Here is a 17098-nt window from a genome sequence, read left to right on the forward strand (position 1 = left end):
CGCGATTTCAGATACTCCCTGGTTTTCAATCTGGCTCTATGCGACCTGTTTTCCTCTCGTCATTTTCATAGCGAATTCGTTGGGGATTATGTTGTCCAGCGATGAATGCGGTCGTAGCCTTTTGTAATCTTCATTCCATATGGTGATCGCGGCTCTGGCGTCAGGCAATGACGAGAACAATGTTGCGTTGAGGCACTCGTCGCGGAAACCTCCATTGAAACTTTCTACGAAGCCGCTTTGCATCGGCTTTCCGTGTCAGCCGCGGCTAGATTTCCGCATCAAAAGAAACGTGCAGGCGGAGCGCTCTGCCCCGCCTGTTCTCCACCCGAACCAAACTGAACGGTGAGGACCATTCCCTGACTGCGATCGTGGAATGCATTTGCCGTGCATCCAAACTCTAAACTGTTTGCGGCTTCCTCTCCAGCCGGCCCGAAAGCCGAACCGCAGGCAAAAGGATCACAAGATAGATTATCGCTGCCAGTGTCAGCGACGAGGTGTTGAATGTCACCGACCGTATCGTGCTGGCCGAATAGAGAAGGTCGTAAACACCGACGATCGAGGCCAATGACGTCGCTTTCACAACCTCGATCGTGTTTGAGGCGAGATCCGGTAGAACGTTGCGCAATGCTTGGGGCAGTACAACGTATCGGAGAGAGTCTTTGTACCCAAGGCCGGTGGAGCGGGCGGCTTCCATTTGCCCCGACGAAACCGAACCGAGGCCAGCGCGAATGATCTCACAATAATAAGCCGTGTTGTTGAGCAGCAGCGCGATGATCGCGCACATGATCGCAGGCAGCCTGACGCCTAGAAACGGCAGGGCGGAGAAGGTTACGATGATCAGCACCAGTGGCGGCATGGTGCGGAAGACATTGGCCCATGTCCGCACGATCCAGCGCAGGATCGGCGAGCGCGCTTCGGATAGCAGCGCCAACCCAAGGCCGATAACGAAGCCGACGGGTGCCAGCACGGCCGTCAACAACAAGGTGATCATCAGCCCTGACATGAGATACGGTAGCGCCTGGCGCATGATGTCGAGGTTGAAGAACTGTTCGATCAGGTCGGTCATGTCCGCGCCCCCCAGGCCATGCGCTTTTCAAGGCCGCCTGCCAGAGCCATCAGCGGCATGAAGATGATCAGGTATAGGATCGCCGCCATGATCAGCGGCGTTGCATTGCCGGAGAAGGACAGCGCTGTCTGCGCTTCGTTCAAAAGTTCCGGCATGCCGATGGCGGTCCCAAGCGCCGTATTCTTGGAAATGGCCAATGCACGGTTGGTCAGCGGCGGGATGCAAAGCCGCATGGCCTGCGGCAGGACCACATAGCGCAGCGTCTGGGCATTGGTCATGCCGGTGGATCGCGAGGCCTCCCATTGCCCCGGGCCGACGGCTGAGATCCCGGCCCAGAAAATCTCCTCGGCAAAAGCTGCAAGAATAAGAGAAAGTGTCAGCCAGAGGACCCACGGTGCAGACAGACTAATGCCGACGCTCGGCAGGCCGAAATAAAGCAGCAGAACGACCGAGAGTGGAGGAACGGCACGAAAACAGTCAACGAAAAGGCGTAAAAACCACACAACGACCTTGTTCGACACAAGACGGATCAGCGCCAGCGTAAGTCCGAACATCAGACCGGCGATCACGATCGCCAGCGACAGATAGATCGTAATCCAGGCGCCTCGCAGCAGATCGGGGAGATATGTTTGCGCGACTGCCCTGTTGAAGAAGAGATCGACAAGACCGGTTATATCCATCGCTCAGTGTCCGTGCGAGAGGAATTGGCAAGCGCGGCTTTCCGGCCCACGCGCCAGAATTTCGGCAGGCGTTCCGATCTCCACGATCTGCCCGGCCTCCATGAAGGCAACCCGGTCCGCAGCCTCGCGGGCGAAGCGCATCTCATGGCTGACAACCAGCATGGTCATGCCCTCATTCTTCATATCCATCATCGCCTGCAGAATTTCGCCGACAAGCTGTGGATCAAGTGCCGAGGTCGGCTCGTCGAGAAGCATGACTTTCGGCCCAAGCGCAAGCGCCCTTGCGATGGCGACTCGCTGTTGTTGGCCGCCGGAAAGCTGCGATGGATAATGCGTCAGGCGGGCACCCAGGCCCACCCGCATCAATTCGCGGTGCGCGATCTCCCGCGCCTCGCTCGTCGATTTCTTCTGCACCCTCTGCAATGCCAGCATCACATTCTGCTCTGCCGTCATGTGCGGGTAGAGGTTGAATTGCTGGAACACCATGCCGATGCGCTGGCGCATCTTGTTGATGTCCGTTGCCACGGCAGTGATATTGATCCCGTCGACAACGATCGCGCCGTCCGTCGGCTCTTCCAGCCGGTTGCAGCACCGCAGAAGAGTGGATTTTCCAGACCCCGAGGGTCCGATCAAGAACACCAGTTCACCCGGCATGACGCGCAGGTTGATGTTGTTGAGAACATTCACGCCGTTGAAGGACTTATACAGAGCATGAATGTCGAGCATGGGCTGCGCGATCGATTGCGACATGGTTCTAGGCCTTAATCAGTCAATCTGTTTCAGTTGCACGACAGTTCGTGCGGCGTCGCATCGTAATTGCCGAGGCCAACCGGACCGAAACCCGCCTGCGGGGTCACTTCCAGCGATCCGGCCTCAGGCGTCACGCCAAGCCATTTTTCATAAAGCGATGCTGCCGTGCCGTCCGACTTGATGCATTCGATTACGGTTTCGACCTGCTTGCGCAGTTCCGGCGAGGATTTAGGGATTGTATAGGCAAAGTAACGGCCGGTGGCTTCCTTCAGGTCGGCAGCCTTCAGTGCCGGATTCCGCTTGGCGAAGGTCAACGCAGTCGGCACGTTCATGATGGCCGCATCCGCGCGCCCTGCCTGAACGGCCTGCGCGGCATCGCTGAGCGAAGCATAGGACTCGATCGTCCAGCCGATTTCGCCGGCCTTCTCGCGCGCCCACTTCTCGTCGGCATTACCCTTGTTGGCGGCAATGACCTTGCCCTTCAGCTGGTCATAGCTGGTCAGCGCCGGCGCATCCTTTTTGGTCACGAAGGCGAGATCGGCAGACCAGATACCTTCCGTCAGGAGAAAGATGTCGGAGCGTTCCTTCGTTACCGTCATCGGAACCGATAGCATGTCGTAGGTACCCGCCTGAAGGGCCGGAATCAACGCCGAGAATGCCATCGCGTCGATGGTAATTTCGCGCCCGAGACGCTTCGAAATCTCTTTCGTCATATCGACGGTCAGACCTTCGATGGAACCATCCATCTTCGGTTGGGCGAAAGGTGGCGCATTGCCGTCGAGCGCACTCTTCAAAGGTTCCTGAGCGGAGGCGGGCCCAGCCAAAATGGCGAGCAGGATGGAGATGGCGTGAATTTTTTTCATGATCGTTCCCTTTTTATATTCAATCAGGCTACAGAATTCGAATGGACATTTCAAATGGATGTTTCATCCGCCTTTTGTTATTTTCTCATGCTTCCAGATCGCGGCGCGGTCCTACCAGTGGCTGGAAGGTTTTATCCGTGACTCGTGGGATCTTGCGCCCCACTTCAAGCGCCTTGCGAAACGTGATGGCAGCCGCGGCCAGTTCATCGCCGGTGGGGGCCGTCTCGCCGCAACCGGTCCATAGCGCCTGGACGGCGAGAACCAGATCCTTGGTGTCCTTGGACATGCGACTTACCCTTCTGCCGTAATGGCGGTTGAAAGAACGTGCTGCGGCTCTGCCCGCATCGGGTTAGGGGTCAGAACCTGTTCCAGCGCCCACGCTGCACGCATCAGCAGCGCTTCTTTTTTAAATCCGGCCGCCAGCTGCACGGACAGCGGCAAGCCCTGTGGCGAAAAGCCGGCGGGTAGCGCCAGAGCGGGATGCCCGGACAATGAGAACGGACTGCCTGCCGATCCCGCCGTGTAGGAAACCACCGCCGGATTGTCGTGAATGGGCGGCGCCACCCGATAGGTCATCGGCAGCAAAAGCACATCTACCCTGGAGAAAATCTCATCTGTGCGGGCAACAAGCGCCCGCCTCTGGCGCAGCGCGGCCAGATAGTCCGCGGCGCGTAGATACATGCCCATGTCGAGCTTTTCGCGCAGCGAACGACCCATCAGGTGCCGATGCTCCAGATAGTCGCGTTCGTGAATGGAAAAACTTTCCGCCCGGTTGATCGGCATGGCGATCGAGCGATATTCAGATGGCGCGATCGGCAGGTCGAGCTCGATCACCTCGGCGCCCAGTTCCGCAAAAGCGGCCGCGCTTTTGGCAAGCGCTTCGAGAATTGCCGGCTCTGGTGCGGCGTCGCCCGGATCGAGATTGCGCACGAAACCGATCGTCAGGCCTTTCACTCCATCCTTCAGGCCGGGGAGTGTCGGCTCAACCGGCGCGGAAAGGCTGACGGGATCGTCTTCATCGAAACCGGCAATCGCATCATAGATAAGTGCTGTGTCTTCGGTACTCAGTGCAAGCGGGCCGGGTGTATCGAAGCTCCAGCAGTTCGGCATCACACCATGACGGCTGATGCGACCGAAGGTAGCCTTCAGCCCGACGAGACCGCATGCAGCGGCTGGCAGGCGTACGGAACCGCCCGTATCGGTTCCAATGGAGAAGAATGCCGTGCCCGCCGCTACGGCAGCAGCCGAACCGGTAGACGAGCCTCCGGTAAAATGGGCAACATTCCAGGGGTTACGGCTTGGAGGCGCATCTAGATCGAAATGCACGGCACCGGTTCCGGTGCCGTATTCCCAGGTGTTCAGCTTGCCCACGAGAATGGCTCCGGCCGCTTCGAGCCGCGTCACCAGCGTTGCCGTTACCTTCGGGTCATGGCGCTGCGGCACACGCGAACCACCGGTCGTCTCCAGACCTGCCGTATAGATGTTGTCCTTGACCGCGAAGGGAATACCGTCGAGCGGCCCCAGCAGCGCTCCGTTCCTCGCCCGCTCATCAGATGCGGCAGCATTCCTGCGAGCCGCATCCCTGTCCATGCGCAGATAGGAATAGATCACCCCATCAACAGCGTCGATGCGGGCGAAAACGGCCTCAAGCAACGCCGATGGCGCTATTTCGCCGCTGGCAATCTGCCGCGAGGCTTCCGCCACCGACAGGGCGGCAAGGTCCATGTTGGCCTCTTTCACCGCTTCTGTCTTTTTTGCATTTCCCATACGCGTCAGCTCCTTGCACTGTATGCCTTGTGGCGGCTGACGTCAGCGCCATCGGCATGTTGTAATCCGAGGAAGAACAAGCCGGACACAGCGGTCAGGCCGGCAATGATGAAGATGGAAGCCGAGATGGCCTCCGCGGGCACGCTCACGCCCATGGACTGGATCTGCGCCACCAGCACCGCCGCAACGGAGATGCCGAGCCCCATCGAGAGCTGTTGGCCAACACCGCCAAGCGAGGTGCTCGCGCTTTGCCGCGCCTTCGGAATGTCGGCAAACAGCAACGTGTTTGTCGTGTTGAACTGAAGCGACCGCATGACACCGAACAGAAAGACGATGCAGACCATGGCCGCAAGCGGAGTATCGGCCTCAACCATCCCGACCAGCGCAATCGTCACTGCGCCGATCATGGCATTACCAAACAGCGTGACCTTGAAGCCGAACTGCGCCAGCACACGCCGCATCATCGGTTTCAGCGCGATCGCGCTTGCGGCGACGATGAAGACGATCCAGCCAGCATCGGCCGCGCTCCAGCCAAAACCGATCTGCAATTGCAGCTGAAAAAGGAATGGCAGGGCATTGAAGCCGAGGCGCGAAAGGCCGCCACCGAAAAAACCCACCCGGAACAGGCGCAGTTTCAGAAGCGTCAGATCGAGCACCGGTGCCGCGCACCGCTGCATATGGCGTGCATAGGAGAGCGCACATACCGGGAGCACCGCGATCATGGCAATAATGACTGGCATCGGCAGGAAGACATGCACCAGCTGGTCGAGCAACAATTGCGCCGCGCCAAGGAATACGGCACAGACCACGAAGCCCCAGAGGTCGAAATTATAGCGTTCTCCCGGCTCATCCGGCGGCAGAAGACGGGCGGCGAAAATCATGCCGAGAATGCCGAAGGGTATCTTCACGAAGAAGATCCATTGCCAGGAAAGATAAGTGACCACATAACCGCCGATCAGCGGGCCGAGCACCGGACCGATCAGCGCCGGCGTCGACATCCAGGCAATCGCCGAGGCAAGCTGATCCTTGGGCGCTGCTCGAATGAGAAGCAGCCTTCCGACCGGCGTCATCAAGGCTCCGGCAACTGCCTGCAGGGCGCGCATGACGACCAGCGTCGTCAGATCCTGCGCCAGCGCAGCCCCTACCGACAGCAGCATGAATGCGCCCATCGCCCACAGGAAGATACGTTTTGCGCCGAAGCGATCGGCGAGCCATGCGCTTGCCGGGATCACGGCCGCCAGCGTCACCAGATAGATCGAGAGCGCCAGATTGATGCGCAGCGGCTCGATGCCGAAGTCGGCCGCAATCGCCGGGATTGCGGAAACCATAATCGTGCTGTCGAGTCCTTCCATCAGGAAGGCGGCCGAGATCGAAAGGGAAAGCAGCATGAGACTGCGCTCCCCTGACAGGCGAGACGTTGAAACCATTTTTGGTCTATCCGGTGCGTGAGGTCACGGCCGGGCGCTAAAGCCCGATCGTCGCCTCCATGATTTCGGGAACGGTGACGCTTTTGGCGCCCTCTATCGCGAAAATCTCGTCAAGTATCCGCTCGAAGGCGGCAATTCGGTAAGGCTGCCCCATGATCCACGGCGATAGATTGATCGTCAGAAGGCGCCCATGACCGCTTTCCTTCGCCTCCTTCGCCAGCCGTCTGGCAGCCGCCACGAAGCTTCGTTCCACGTCCTTGAGAGGCTGCTTGCGCACGGCGAGCATTTCGCGGTCGGAAAGCTCCATCGTTGAGGGCAGCGCCACAATGGAGCCGGCACCTGTGTCAAAGCGATAGGGCACCTCGTCATTGACCCAGTCGGCCATCGCCGTCACGCCGGCTTCCAGCAACAGGCGCGGTGTGCGCGTCGACTGCGACCAGGACGGCGAATGCCAGGCGACCGGCTTCACGCCAAAACCGTCGAAGATGGCCAGCGTCTCGGCAATCATCTCGGCTTCCGTCTTTTCGTCCAGCCCTTCATGGTGGATCGAACCGGCATCGAGGCTGGCCGCCACGATTTCCCAGCCTTCGCTCAAAATCTCGCGCATCAGGATCGGGTAACGCTGCGCCACACGCGCATTGAGGAATGCGCTGGCGGTCACGCCCCTTGCCTTCAGTGCATCCATCATCCGGTAGATGCCGACACGATGACCGTAATCACGCTGGGTGTAGGTCTGCGTATCCGGCCATGCCCGGTTCGGCGCGCCGACCGGCAGAAAAGGCTTTCCCGAAATGTTGAGCGGGAACCATTCGACGGCAATCTGGATCCAGACGCCGAGCGTGGTGTCGCCGGACCATTCAATCCGGCGCTCGCTCCAGGTGTCGCGCCAGGCGTAGAAATCGTGATCCATCTGCCGGTGACGGCGCAGAGGTGTTTCGAGATACTCGGGACCGGTCGGACGGATCATCACAGCTCTCCCTCAAGCCCTGAAAGCCAGGCAGACATCTGGTCGTAGTGGTTCTCGTAATACCAATCGGCGATTTCGCGGGCCGTCGGATACCAGACGTGCTCATGCGATTTCACGTAGTCGAGGAATTCAGCAAAAGCGTCGATTCGATGCGGATGCCCCAGAACAAAGGGATGAATGGCAAAGCACATGACGCGAGCGCTGTCGGCTCCTTCGATATAAAGCCGATCGAACTGCGCCTTCAGAGAGGCGAACATCTCGTCCACCGAGTTATTGTTCCAAGCCGCCATCGGAACGTCGTTCATCTCGATGGAATAAGGCACCGAAATCAGCTTGCCGCTTTTCAGGTTGAGCGGCATCGGCTGATCGTCGTGAAAGTAGTCGAGCGTATAGTGAATACCTTCCTGCGCCAGAATTTCCTGGGTTTCGAGGCTGGGCGTGATGGCCGGCGTCAACCAGCCATCCAACCGCTGCCCGACCTTCGCCAATGTCTCGCGGGAATCGATGACCACCTGCCGCTGCTCTTCCGGAGTCATGCCGTAGAAGTAGCGGCTGTTGTAGACTCCATGGCTGAAAAGCTCCCAGCCCAGATCGTTGCAACGCTGGATGATGTCCGGATAGTGGTCGCAGACCGCTACGGAAAGCGAAACCGATCCGCGGATGTCGCGCTTGGCCATCTCGTCGGCAAGGCGACGGAAGCCGATGCGGTTACCGTAATCACGCGAGGAATAATACAGAATGTCCGGAAGGGTACGGAACGGATAACGATTGGGATTGACGGGCGGCTGCCATTCGTAGTGCTCGATATTCGGCGCCAACCAGAAAGCGAGGCGCGCTCCGCCCGGCATGGAAATCTTCGGCCTACCCCGCATCGGCGCATACCGGTACTGGCCTGTATCAACGTTTGCTTGCATGATTTCTTTTACCGTCACGTCCCCTGCTCCATTCACAACATGTTTTATCAAACACATCATTGAAACATTTGTTTCGAACATTATATTCAAACATCTGCTGGTGCAAGTCTGTTTTTTTCGGTAGACAATTCAGAACAAAGAAAAGCAGGCGAGACAGGGATGGAGACCTTATGGAAGAGGACGAGGCGACAACACGTCGGAGCGAAACACGCGACGCAATCCTGAATGCCGCCAAAGAGCTCGTTGCGCGCAAAGGCCCAAAAGGCACGACCGTGCGCGATATCACCGAGGCTTCCGGAGCCAACACGGCAGCGGTCAATTATTACTTTCAGTCGAAAGATGCGCTCGTCCGCCTCGCAACTCAGGAGATCACCGGCGACGTGAACCAACAGCGCCTAGCGCGTCTCACCGAAATGGAAGAGGCGGCAGGTGAAGCGGCTCTTACGCCCCGCCAGATCCTTGAGGCCCTGATCGAACCTATCCTGACGGCTTCCCGCTCCAGCGACGGCGGAAGCCTCTACGTGCGAAACGTTTTTCAGATGCGCGTTGATGCCCGCGCCGGATACAACAATTTCAACATCAACAGTCATGCCGCTCATCGATTTATCAAGGCGATGCAGAAAACCTTTCCTGAACTCGACTTGGAAGATGTCATCTGGAATTACGAGTTCGCCCGCGGCACGTCTGTCCATCTTTTGGCAAATCTTGATCCTGTCTCCCGTCGCTTTGAGCAGCTGATGATGCCGCCTGGTGAAAGCTTGCCGCAAACTCCTGGATTTGAGCTTGGCAAAAGCGCCGTCGAGCGAGTGATTGCAATCATACTGCGCGGGTTCGGTAACCCTCTATAACATCCTACAAAGACAGGCCGTTCATACCTGCCGTCTCACTCCGCTTGAGCCCAGCAGCACGTATGGAGGCATCGGTCCGGCGTTTGGAATTGTGTGCCGGCGCATTCACGACGGACGCCGATGGCGAGGATCGCATCTGGCGAGCAGACGCTTTCGATATTTGACAAGCATCGTCATGTTTTCTACGTGGTGGTCATATGCAACATCGTCGGTCTGGCCGCTTCCGCGCAGACATCGGCTTACTTCAGGAAAATAGCATGCTGCGTCGGACGCTTAGCACCCTTGTCGGCCTGGTGATCCTCGCGGGTTTTCCCGCACGTGCAGACCAGCCCGCCTGGGATCCTCGTCTTGTCACCGGCACGCTCGGCAATGGCCTTACCTATATCCTGCACGACAGCGGCAAGGCGGAAGATCCCTTCAACATCAGGCTGATCGTCCATGCCGGCTCCGTCGATGAGCCCAAGCCGAGCGGCATTGCCCATATCCTCGAGCACATGGTGTTCCAGTCAAACAGGGCACATCCGCGGAGCATGCATCACTATTTCCAGCAGATAGGCTGGCGCACCGGCGTGCAGATCAATGCCATGACGCGGGAGACTGAGACCCAGTACATGGTGCGCACCCGCCCTGACGATGCGCTCGACCTCGAAGGCTCCTTGAGGCTCGCCTCCGATCTCGCCTTCGGGGCCGAACTCAAGGCCGAAGACTGGGAGAAGGAGCGCTTCGTCATCCTTGAGGAACTCAGACAGGGCAACAGCCTTGCCGATCGCGTCAGCCGCCAGAAGAAAGCCATCCTGCGCGTCGGCTCCCGCTTCACCGACCGCCCGACGATCGGCACCAGGGAAGGGATCGAAGCGACCACCATCGATGAAATCCGCGCCTTCTACGAGCAGTTCTACGTCGCCTCCAACATGACACTTATCGTCTCTGGCCGCATAGAGACGATGAAAGCCAAGGCGGTGATAGAGGAGACGTTCGGCAAGGCGCCGAGCAAACCGGCCCCCGACCGCAGCTACGTCCCGCTGCCGCTGAAGGAGGGGCTTGAGGTCGGGCTGGTGCAGGAGCCGCGCGGCTCCTCTTCTCAGGTCACCTATGCGTTTCGCCTACCAATGCCGGAGCGACGGAGCGACGCGGGCCAGTTCGCCTACCTGCAGAAATATTTTCTCACCCGCCTGATCCGCGACGCCGTGCAGGCACAGGCTCCACACCATGCCAAAACGGTCGACAGCCTGACGGCGGTTATGCAGGAGCCGACCGAGGAGCGGCTGATCCTCGCCTTCAACGCCCGTACGGAAAACCACGACGCCGCGCGAGCGATCCTGCTGGAGGCCGTTGAAAGACTGCGACGCGAAGGGCTGTCGCGGGAGGGCTTCGACGACGAGATGGCACGCGTCCGGCGCATCAACGAGAACAATATCGAGGCCTCGAGCTTCAGGACCTTTGCCGAATGGGAGGATCGCATCGCCTCCGCCGTGCTGACGGGCTCGGTGGTCGACGATCCCCTCCGTCGCGCCGAGCGGACCAAGGCGCTGCTTGATCGCATCACGTTCGAAGGCTTGAACGCCAGACTGCGCGCCATGCTTTCGACCAGCGATCAGGTGCTGTTCTATCAGGTACCTGGCGGCCGCGAGGTCACACTTCCTTCATCAGCATCCGTGATTGCGGAACGGGATCGTCTGCGTGCGCTTCCAGCCCTGCCTCCTCTGCCCGCAGCCGTCGCAGCGCCTGCGCCGGTGGTCGAAGCGCCGGTACCGGCTTGGCCGAGCGATGCCGGGGTGGCCGAAACCGGCCAGCTCGTATCCGAGCATCATGACGGCAAAACGGCCACCACCGAATGGGTGCTCGGCAATGGCGACCGCGTTGTCTGGCTGGAGCGCAAGACGCCGGATGGCAAGGTTTATCTGTCAGCCCAGTCTGCTCCCGGTTATCTCAACCGCGAATTCGGCAGCATCGCTTCCCAGGCCGCGCTGCAGCTCTGGCCGCAAAGCGGCTATGGCTTCTGGTCGCAGGACGAGTATGACCGCTGGACTGCCACGCAGAAAACACGGTGGAACTGGTCGGTGCAAGACGGCCTCCTGGACATCGCTACCGTCAGCGCCGCGGAACAGCTGCCCGAAATGCTGAAACAGTATGCGGCCGCAATCACCTACGGCACCATCCGCGAAGAAGGCGCTCAGGCCTTCCGTGACCAGATGGCAATGGCAGGCGCATCCGGGGGGGAGATATCCGCGCTTCTCTATGGCGACGCGGCCGACAGACGGGATCAACGTGCCGCAGACCTCACGGCGTCGGACCTGCAGCGCATCGCCCGGATGCATCTCGGCCAGCCCGTCACCTGGTTTGTCGTCGGGCAGAAGCCGACGGATGCGATCCGCACGGCGTTCACCCGGATCATCGGCGCTATCGAGCGCCATGACCGGCTGACGGCGACACCGCTCCTGCAGCAGGACGGTCGCCGGGAAACCGCCATCGCCAGTTACGACGACAATCGCGCCCGGGTAGAGCTTACCTTCTTCACCCCTATGAACTGGACGCCGGAGGCAGGCTTCATCATTTCCGCACTCACCCCGATGGCGCAGCAGGCGCTGAAGAACGAACTGCGTAACAGGCTTGGCGGCATCTATTCGCTGGAAATGGAAACCCGGCTCGATCCCGACACGAACAGGGCCATCTCGACGCTTGCGTTCTATTGCGCGCCGGAACGAACCGAGGAATTGAAGCAGGCGGCGATCCGGGTGCTGGCCGACATGGATGAAACGGTCGGTCAGGCGGATATTGGCAGGTTGCGGCAGGATATCATTTTTGCCGAGACCGCAAGGCTCGATGATCCCAATACCTGGCTGCGACGGCTGGCACTGAGCTATCGCCGCTATGGCGATGCCGGATATCTGGAGCGTATGGGCGGCCTGGCGGAGCGCATCACCGCTCCGCGTCTGATGGCCCATGCCCGGCACGTCTTCCGCACCGACAATCTGGTCGCCGTCATCAAGGGGCCGAAGAATCCACAAAACGCGGAGTGAGTGCGCTTTTGCCCCATCGGCATGGCTTGCATCGCGTCTTGCTCATGCAATAATAGATGACTAACTTTGTCCGGTTTTCGGGCATTCCTGATTGACTGCAAACCAGAGTTCGAATGAGCCTCAACGTGGAACGACTTGACGATGTGTATCTGCACATGCGTCAGACCCTGCGAAAGGCGATCCTGCGCATCGTGCAGAATGATGCCGAGGCGGACGAGCTGACCCAGGAAGCCTATCTGCGGGCGCGTAGGGCTTTGCAGGATACAGTGCCTGACAATCTCGAAGCCTTTCTCTGGCGCACCGCCCGCAACCTGGCGCTTGATCACCTCAGGCGGCGCAAGGTGCGCTCGATATTCGAGAAGCACGATGCCACGGAGACGGATATCGCCGAAATCCCCGATGTTGGCCCGGATTTGGAAGAACAGGCGATCCAGCGCGAGCGGCTCCGCCTGTTCACACAGGCGCTTGAGGCCCTGCCCAGACGCGTGCGCCAGGTCTGGCATCTCGGCCGCATCGAGGGCCTCTCCTATCCCGAGATCGCCCGCCTCCTTGGGGTTTCGCCCAACACCGTTTTCAACGACATGAAACATGCCATGGGCGTGATGCTCGATCTCAAGACGAGGATGGATCGGTCATGAGGCGCGTGAGATCATGCGGTTGGGATTTTTTTGTGATGGCGTGCATCGTGAAACGTCATACATCGGGAAGCTGCACAGATTGGGAACACAGTGATGACGTCGCTGCGTGACGACACAGCACAGAACGCCGATTACCGGCACGAAGACCCCGCGACCGATCAGGCGCTGGAATGGTACGTCCGCATCGAGGCGTCAGGCGAAGCCGGCATCGAGGATCGCCTAGCACTGGAGGCGTGGCTGGAACGTGCCCCGGAAAACCGTGCTGCCTACGACGACGTCAGGGCACTGTGGAACTGTCCCGAGCTGACGGTGGCGACGGCGCAGCTCTATCCCCCCTCATCCACCGTCGCGATGCCTGCGAACGAACCACGCCGGATCCGCCCGCGGGTATCCCGGCGCGGCTGGCTCGTCGGCATGGGTCTGGCGGCGTCACTGCTGCTTGCCGTCGGCTTCGGTCCTCAGATCTCAGAAATCGCGACTGAATGGACCGCGGACTACACGACCTCATCAGGGAAAACAGCAAGCATCGTCCTGCCGGACGGCTCGCGCGTGCAGCTCAACAGCCGCACGGCCCTTTCGCTCGATTTCGCGGACAGCCATCGCGGCGTGACGCTGCTCAGGGGCGAAGCCTGGTTCGAAGTGGCCCATGACACCGCCCGCCCCTTCACGGTTACTGCAGGCTACGGCACGGTGCATGTCACCGGCACCAGTTTCGATGTCAGCCGCGACGAGGGTGAAGATACGGTGCATCTCGTCACGGGTCGCATCTACCTGACATCGCGTAACGGCAAGAGCGGCCCGCTGCAGCTTGCGCCGGGCGAGGCCGCACGGGCCGATGCATCCAGCATCACCCCCATATCCCCCGAGGATGCGGAGCGTCGTCTCGCATGGCGTGCCGGCTGGGTGGTGCTGTCCGGCACACCACTGCGCGAGGCACTATCGGAGCTACAGCGCTACACGTCAGCGCACATTATGACGGTTAACACCGCCATCCTCGATACGCCGGTGAGCGGCAGCTTCCGCATAGGCGAGGCCGACGATGCGATCCGCACCATCGTCACCGCAGCCGGTGGCACGACGAGCCGGATTCCCGGCACCTTCATAATCATTCGCTGAACGGTCAACTTTTTTTGTGAGATTTGTCCGGCCTGAACGTCATCGTTGTTGAAAGCCGCAGCACATGAGGTGCGGCGGGGGACGAAGACAGGATGGCAAGGCTCGATCGGGCCGGAAATGGAATGACAGTGCGTGTAGTATCGGTGCGCAGGCGCAGGCTTGCGGTGTTCATGGTGTCCACGGCCCTCGCCTCGGCTCTTTCGGTCGCCAGCACCGCGCAGGCGCAGCAGACGCAGGGCGCCTCTGTCGCCGTCCGGTCCGTTCAGGTCTCCATTCCCAGCCAACCGCTCGACCGTGCCATCAGCGCCTTCATCCGCCAGACCGGCGTGCAGGTCGGTTATGCTACGGCACTGGTTGCCGGCAAGACCTCCACCGCGATCTCCGCCCGCCTCGATCCGATCGCGGCCCTTCGCACGCTGCTGTCGGGTTCCGGCATCGGCATCCAGGTCACGGGTGCGCGTACCGTCTCGCTGATCGGCGGCACCGCGACAAACATCATCGATGATGATTCCACCGTCCTCGATACCATTACCGTGACATCCCGCCGGGGCCTGACGCTCGGCACGGACAGCGTTGCCGACAGCGGCACCACCAGCCTCGATTCCACGCAGCTCGGAATCCGCACCGATGGCGGCGGCGACGCCAACACCTTCCTGCGTGGTCTGCCGAATGTGCAGTACCAGAACGACACGGAGGATGAGGGAGGCGTCGATGGGCAGGATATCCTCAACCTGCGTCCGCTCGGCGTGTCGATTTCCGGCGGCCGAACCTACGAGAACAACTTCATCCTCGACGGCATCGGCATCAACACGGTGACGGGCACGGTGGAACAGATTGCCGTCAACGCCAACGGAGGCGAGCTTTCAGATACGCTGCCAACAGTCAACGCCAACCGCATCTATGGATTGCACGCGCAGACGATCTTCGTTCCCGATGACTTCATCGATTCCGCCACGGTAATCGACAGCAATGCCCCAGCGGAATTCGGCTCGTTTCAGGGCGGCGTAGTCGAATACAAGCTCAAGGATCCGGCAAAAGATCGCTGGCGCAGTTCGGTTTCGGTCGGATACCAGAACGACGATATGGTACGCTACAATGTCGGAACGGAGGACGGCACCAATCCCAACGCCATCGACGCGCCGGAATTCGTGAAGCACAAGGCGTCCGTTTCGGTCAGTGGTCCGGTAACGGACAACATCTCGATGATCGGCCAGTACAGCCACTCGGATGCCTGGACAGAAAAGGCACGAGACTACATCTACGGCGACGACAAGATCGAATCCACATCCCGCAATGACTTCTATCGCCTTCAGTTCAACGCCGAGACGGATTTTGGCCTTTTCAAGCTCGAAGGCCTGCACACCGACTACAATCAGGAATTCCAGCATGCCAGCTGGCGCGACCTGAAGATCGATGTCGCAACTCAGAGCTACGCGCTCAAGCTGGAAAACGAATACGAGTTCGAGGATTTCTCGCTTGGCGGCGTGCCATTGTCAGATGTCAAGCTGACGAGCCGGGTGACCGCCTCCAAGTCAGATACGCTCAATCTTGGTGGTGACGACATCGCCCGAGGCTGGACCGGCAGATACAGTACCGGGGGTCGCATTTTCAATGAAAGCACGCTCGACTGGTGCCGCTTTGACCCGAGCCGCAGCAGCTGGTCGTGCAATGAAGGCGGCAACGGCTCGGAGCGCGGCCAGGGGCAGAAGGAATACAAGTGGGCCCAGGAAGTGACCGGCGACGTTGCTACCGGCAGCTTCAAGGCGGGATACGAGATAGGCATCACCGAAGCGCACCGTTGGCGCGCTAGGGACTATATCAGCTATACCTATCGCGCGGCGGCATCTTATCCAACGCTTTACAACAACGGCTTCAGGACCTTCATCTGCAACACGACAGAGGAATGCACCTCAGAGCAGTTTGCGGCATCCAAGGGTGTCGCCAAGGCTTTCGACGTCACGGTAGAAGTACTGGCAGCAAACAGCTATCTCGAACTCGACCAGACCTTCGGATGGCTGAATTTGCGTCCCGGCATCCGTTTGGACTATGATGACTACCAGGACAATATGAACGTCGCGCCGCGTCTCGTTGCAACGCTTACGCCGACAGAAGAGCTGAGCATCACCGGCGGCTACAATCGCTATTACAACGGAGCGAGCCTGTCTCACGCGATACGCGACCAGCAGCCGAGGACCATTACCTATACCCGTAATCCCAGCAACACCACCAGTATCGTCGGGGATTTCGGAACGGCGACACAGACCTACTATACAACCTCCGCGTCGAACCTTAAGACGCCCTATACCGACGAACTCTCGGCCGCGATCAGCTGGACGGACCCTCTGACGGGTGGCCAATGGCGCTTCCGCTATATCGACCGGCAGTCGAAGGACCAGTACGCTTCGATAACGTCGAACGAGAACAGTCACATCCTCACCAATACCGCAAGCGGCGAATACCAGTCCTTTACCGGCGAATACGTCAAGGATCTGCCGACCTTGGGGCTGAACCAACTCGACAACGCCGCCATTTCGGCCTCGCTCACATGGTCCGCCAACAGTTTGACCTCCGACAGTTACTTCGCCGACGAGGATGATCTCGAGGAGCGCATCTACTACAAGGGCCAGTCCTACACGCAAGGCGGCTTCAACGTGGTCACCGGGAACATGGACATTCCGCTGCGCGCGCAGATGGGCCTCACCTCACGCTGGTTCGAGGATCGGCTGCAACTTGGCGTCGCAGCGAACTACAACTTCGCCTACCGCGGCGTTGAAGACACCGAGGACACGATTACGGTGGATGGCATCAACCACGCCGTCTGGGAGGACAAGGATTTTTCAGCGGTCCTTACCGTCGATCTCACCGGTTCCTACAAGGTCTGGCAGGGCGGCGACGGTGGCCTCACACTCAATTTCAAAGTCTCCAATCTTTTCAACGAGCTGGGCAATACCAAGGCCGATACCGACACACCTTGGGTCGCAGGACGTACGCTCTGGGTCGGCGCCTCGGCAGAATTCTAGAAAGTTTCCGTGTTGAATGGAA

General features: G+C 59.7%; 14 protein-coding genes and 1 pseudogene. 5 read left to right on the forward strand and 10 right to left on the reverse strand.

Annotated elements, in window-relative coordinates; all coding sequences use genetic code 11:
- Positions 1-69: 69 nt before the first annotated feature.
- The 10 genes and pseudogenes from N7578_RS00285 to N7578_RS00330 form a co-directional block, all read right to left on the reverse strand.
- Positions 70-252 (reverse strand): annotated as a pseudogene (locus N7578_RS00285) (transposase); the annotation flags it as partial.
- 145 nt (positions 253-397) lie between these two features.
- Complete coding sequence (locus N7578_RS00290; RefSeq protein ID WP_311108332.1) at positions 398-1066, reverse strand: amino acid ABC transporter permease; 669 nt, start codon at positions 1064-1066, stop codon at positions 398-400.
- A complete protein-coding gene (locus tag N7578_RS00295; RefSeq protein WP_311108333.1) occupies positions 1063-1746 on the reverse strand; it encodes an amino acid ABC transporter permease in 684 nt (227 codons plus the stop codon). Before N7578_RS00295 ends, N7578_RS00290 begins: the two co-directional genes overlap by 4 nt.
- Before the next feature lie 3 nt (positions 1747-1749).
- On the reverse strand, positions 1750-2472 hold the full coding sequence (locus N7578_RS00300) for an amino acid ABC transporter ATP-binding protein (RefSeq protein ID WP_422646682.1): 723 nt from the start codon (positions 2470-2472) through the stop codon (positions 1750-1752).
- A gap of 53 nt (positions 2473-2525) precedes the next feature.
- A complete protein-coding gene (locus tag N7578_RS00305; protein ID WP_311108335.1) occupies positions 2526-3359 on the reverse strand; it encodes a transporter substrate-binding domain-containing protein in 834 nt (277 codons plus the stop codon).
- Positions 3360-3444: 85 nt separating this feature from the next.
- Positions 3445-3645: a hypothetical protein gene (locus N7578_RS00310; protein ID WP_311108336.1), complete on the reverse strand. Its 201-nt coding sequence runs from the start codon at positions 3643-3645 to the stop codon at positions 3445-3447.
- A gap of 5 nt (positions 3646-3650) precedes the next feature.
- The gene (locus N7578_RS00315) at positions 3651-5126 is read right to left on the reverse strand and encodes an amidase (protein WP_311108337.1); all 1476 of its coding nucleotides are present in this window, start codon (positions 5124-5126) and stop codon (positions 3651-3653) included.
- Between the two features lie 5 nt (positions 5127-5131).
- Positions 5132-6553, reverse strand: a complete 1422-nt coding sequence (locus tag N7578_RS00320) for an MFS transporter (protein WP_311108338.1) — start codon at positions 6551-6553, stop codon at positions 5132-5134.
- 37 nt (positions 6554-6590) lie between these two features.
- On the reverse strand, positions 6591-7520 hold the full coding sequence (locus N7578_RS00325) for a polysaccharide deacetylase family protein (RefSeq protein WP_311108339.1): 930 nt from the start codon (positions 7518-7520) through the stop codon (positions 6591-6593).
- Complete coding sequence (locus N7578_RS00330) at positions 7520-8452, reverse strand: polysaccharide deacetylase family protein (RefSeq protein WP_311108340.1); 933 nt, start codon at positions 8450-8452, stop codon at positions 7520-7522. The genes N7578_RS00325 and N7578_RS00330 overlap by 1 nt, the downstream gene beginning before the upstream one ends.
- A 152-nt stretch (positions 8453-8604) precedes the next feature.
- On the opposite strand from N7578_RS00330, the gene N7578_RS00335 reads away from it, so the two are divergent.
- The 5 genes from N7578_RS00335 (at position 8605) to N7578_RS00355 (ending at position 17076) form a co-directional block, all read left to right on the forward strand.
- On the forward strand, positions 8605-9282 hold the full coding sequence (locus tag N7578_RS00335) for a TetR family transcriptional regulator (RefSeq protein WP_311108341.1): 678 nt from the start codon (positions 8605-8607) through the stop codon (positions 9280-9282).
- A gap of 257 nt (positions 9283-9539) precedes the next feature.
- Positions 9540-12302 (forward strand): insulinase family protein, encoded by a 2763-nt coding sequence (locus N7578_RS00340; protein ID WP_311108342.1) that lies wholly within the window; start codon positions 9540-9542, stop codon positions 12300-12302.
- A 113-nt stretch (positions 12303-12415) separates the two neighbouring features.
- Entirely contained in the window at positions 12416-12940 is a 525-nt protein-coding gene (locus N7578_RS00345; RefSeq protein ID WP_311108343.1) for a sigma-70 family RNA polymerase sigma factor, read from the forward strand.
- 93 nt (positions 12941-13033) lie between these two features.
- Positions 13034-14056 (forward strand): FecR family protein, encoded by a 1023-nt coding sequence (locus tag N7578_RS00350; RefSeq protein WP_311108344.1) that lies wholly within the window; start codon positions 13034-13036, stop codon positions 14054-14056.
- Between the two features lie 122 nt (positions 14057-14178).
- Complete coding sequence (locus N7578_RS00355) at positions 14179-17076, forward strand: TonB-dependent receptor (protein ID WP_311108345.1); 2898 nt, start codon at positions 14179-14181, stop codon at positions 17074-17076.
- Positions 17077-17098: the final 22 nt, after the last annotated feature.

It is taken from the genome of Agrobacterium tumefaciens (assembly GCF_031801495.1).
GTDB classification, from domain to species: domain Bacteria; phylum Pseudomonadota; class Alphaproteobacteria; order Rhizobiales; family Rhizobiaceae; genus Agrobacterium; species Agrobacterium tumefaciens_K.